This is a genomic window from Streptomyces sp. NRRL S-340 (genome assembly GCF_000720185.1).
Taxonomy (GTDB): Bacteria; Actinomycetota; Actinomycetes; order Streptomycetales; family Streptomycetaceae; genus Streptomyces.
This window is the reverse complement of sequence record NZ_JOIY01000093.1, coordinates 1-2627: the sequence shown is the minus strand read 5'-3', so window position 1 is coordinate 2627 and position 2627 is coordinate 1. Positions and strand designations below refer to the sequence as shown.

Sequence of the window (2627 nt, the reverse complement as noted above, 5' to 3'; positions counted from 1 at the left end):
GCGCGCAGCACCTGCGTGCCGGTCATGTCGGTCACCGTGACGACCGCGTGCGACACGGCCCATCCGTCCCGGGTGCGGATCCTCGCGGTCAGTCCCATCCCGTTTTTCTCCCTGAAAAGCCTGAAAAAATGGTCGGTAAGCGACCGGCCCGTGGCAGGGGCGCCTCCGCTGGGAGCGCGCCCCGCCACGGGCCGGGGCCGGACTACTCGCCGGGGTGGGCGAGTTCGATGTCGTGGTCGTCGACGCCGCGGCCGGAGACCGTCAGGGCCGTCGCCACCGGCGGGTAGCCCGTCGCGATGACGGTGTACTCGCCGCTGTTGAGGTCGGTGAAGGCGTACGCGCCGTCCGTGCCGGTGGTGGCCGTGCCGACCACGTTGCCGGCCGCGTCGACCAGGGTCACGCGGGCGTCGGCGAGCGGACCGTGCGGCGCCCGGACGACCCCCTGGAGCTGCGCTCCGGAGTCCACCACGCCCGGCACCAGCTCGGCGAAGGAGAACTCGCCCTGCTCACCGGTGGTCCCGGTGGCCACCACGCCGCTCAGCCCGCTGGTGCCGCTGAGCAGGATGTCGTACGCCACCGGCTCGTCGTTCACGACGATCGTGGACGCCTGCGGCTGGAAGCCGTCGGCGGAGGCGATCAGGACGTAGGAGCCCGCGCCGGGCGCGTCCACCGTGTAGCCGCCGTCGCCCTGCGCGACCGAGCGGCCGAGCTGGCGGCCGGCCAGCGAGATCAGCGTGACCGCGGCCTGCGGCACCGGCGCGCCCTCGGCGCCCCGGACGAAGCCGCGCACCGGGATCCCGCCGCCCGCGCCGGCGGCCGGGGTCTGCGGGGCCGCCGCGGCGACGGCCGTGAGGCGCTGGGTGCCCTCCGGGCCGGTCGCCGTGGTGGAGACGGCCGACGCCCAGGCGGGCACCTTGTCCTCGGCGGGGGCCGAGAACTGGTCGGCGGCCGGGACGGCGGCCTGCTCCTGGGCCTCGGCGACGGCCGGGGCCGCCACCGGGTCGACCGGGGCCGGCTCGCCCTCGGCGGCCTGCGCGAGACCGCCCCGGGTGCGCAGCGGGACCTCCTTGATGAACAGCGTGATCAGGAAGGCGACGGCGGCCATGCAGCCGGCGATCAGGAAGATGTCGGCGATGCCGTGCCCGTACGCGCTCTCGATGACCGTGCGCAGCGGCGCCGGGAGCTTGGCGACGTCCGGGATGGTGCCGGTGGACGAGCCGCCCATGGCGGCCTGGTACTTCGGGTCGAGTCCGGCCAGGCCGTCCTTGACGTAGTCGGTGATCCGGTGGGCCAGGACCGCGCCGAGCGCGGAGACGCCCACCGCGCCGCCCAGCGAGCGGAAGAAGGTGACCGTGGAGCTGGCCGAGCCGAGGTCGCTCGGGTCGACCTGGTTCTGCGTGCACAGCACCAGGTTCTGCATCATCATGCCGATGCCGAGCCCCAGCAGGGCCATGAAGATCGCCATCTTCCAGTACGCCGTGTCGTACCGGATGGTGCCCAGCAGGCCGAGGCCCGCCGTCACCAGGACGCCACCGCTGACCAGCCACGCCTTCCATCGGCCGGTGCGGGTGATGAACTGGCCGGAGACGGTGGAGGAGACGAACAGGCCACCGATCATCGGGATGGTCAGCACACCGGACATGGTCGGGGTCTTGCCCCGGGCCAGCTGGAAGTACTGGCTGAAGAAGACCGTGCCGGTGAACATCGCGACACCGACGAAGAGCGAGGCGAGCGACGCGAGCGTGATCGTGCGGTTGCGGAACAGCCGCAGCGGGATGATCGGCTCGGCGGCCTTGGACTCGATCAGCACGAACAGCAGGCCGAGGACGATCGAACCGCCGACCATGACGGCGGTCTGCCAGGACAGCCAGTCGTACTTGTCACCGGCGAAGGTGACCCAGATCAGCAGCAGCGAGACGGCTGCGGCGATCATGGTCGCGCCGGCCCAGTCGACCTTCACGTCCCGCTTGACGACGGGCAGGTGCAGGGTCTTCTGGAGGACGATCAGGGCGAGGATCGCGAAGGGCACGCCGACGTAGAAGCACCAGCGCCAGCCCAGCCAGGAGGTGTCGGTGATGACACCGCCGAGCAGCGGGCCGCCGACGGTGGCGACGGCGAAGGTGGCACCGAGGTAACCGGAGTAGCGGCCACGCTCGCGCGGGGAGATCATCGCGGCCATGACGATCTGCGCCAGTGCGGACAGACCGCCGACGCCGACGCCCTGGACCACGCGGCAGACGATCAGCATGCCGGGGTTCTGCGAGAGCCCGGCCGCCATCGACGCCACGACGTAGATGATCAGGGCTATCTGGACGAGCGCCTTCTTGCTGTACAGGTCGGCGAGCTTGCCCCACAGGGGAGTGGAGGCGGTCATCGACAGCAGGGCGGCGGTGACCACCCAGGTGTAGGCCGACTGGCCGCCGCCGAGGTCACCGATGATCTTCGGCAGGGCGTTGGAGACGATCGTGGACGACAGGATCGCCACGAACATGCCGAGCAGCAGCCCGGAGAGCGCCTCCATGATCTGCCGGTGCGTCATCGGAGCGCCGTCCGGGGAGGCGCCCCCGTGCTTGGCGTGAGCCCGCACACCGGCTGGTGTGGTCGTTGCCATGGGCTTCCTTTACTTA

1 protein-coding gene is annotated in these 2627 nt (G+C 71.5%); it reads right to left on the bottom strand.

Annotated features, from left to right (window positions below; translation table 11 throughout):
* Positions 1–202: 202 nt before the first annotated feature.
* Positions 203–2611, bottom strand: a complete 2409-nt coding sequence (locus IG64_RS37065; RefSeq protein WP_078884440.1) for an MFS transporter — start codon at positions 2609–2611, stop codon at positions 203–205.
* Between the last annotated feature and the right edge of the window lie 16 nt (positions 2612–2627).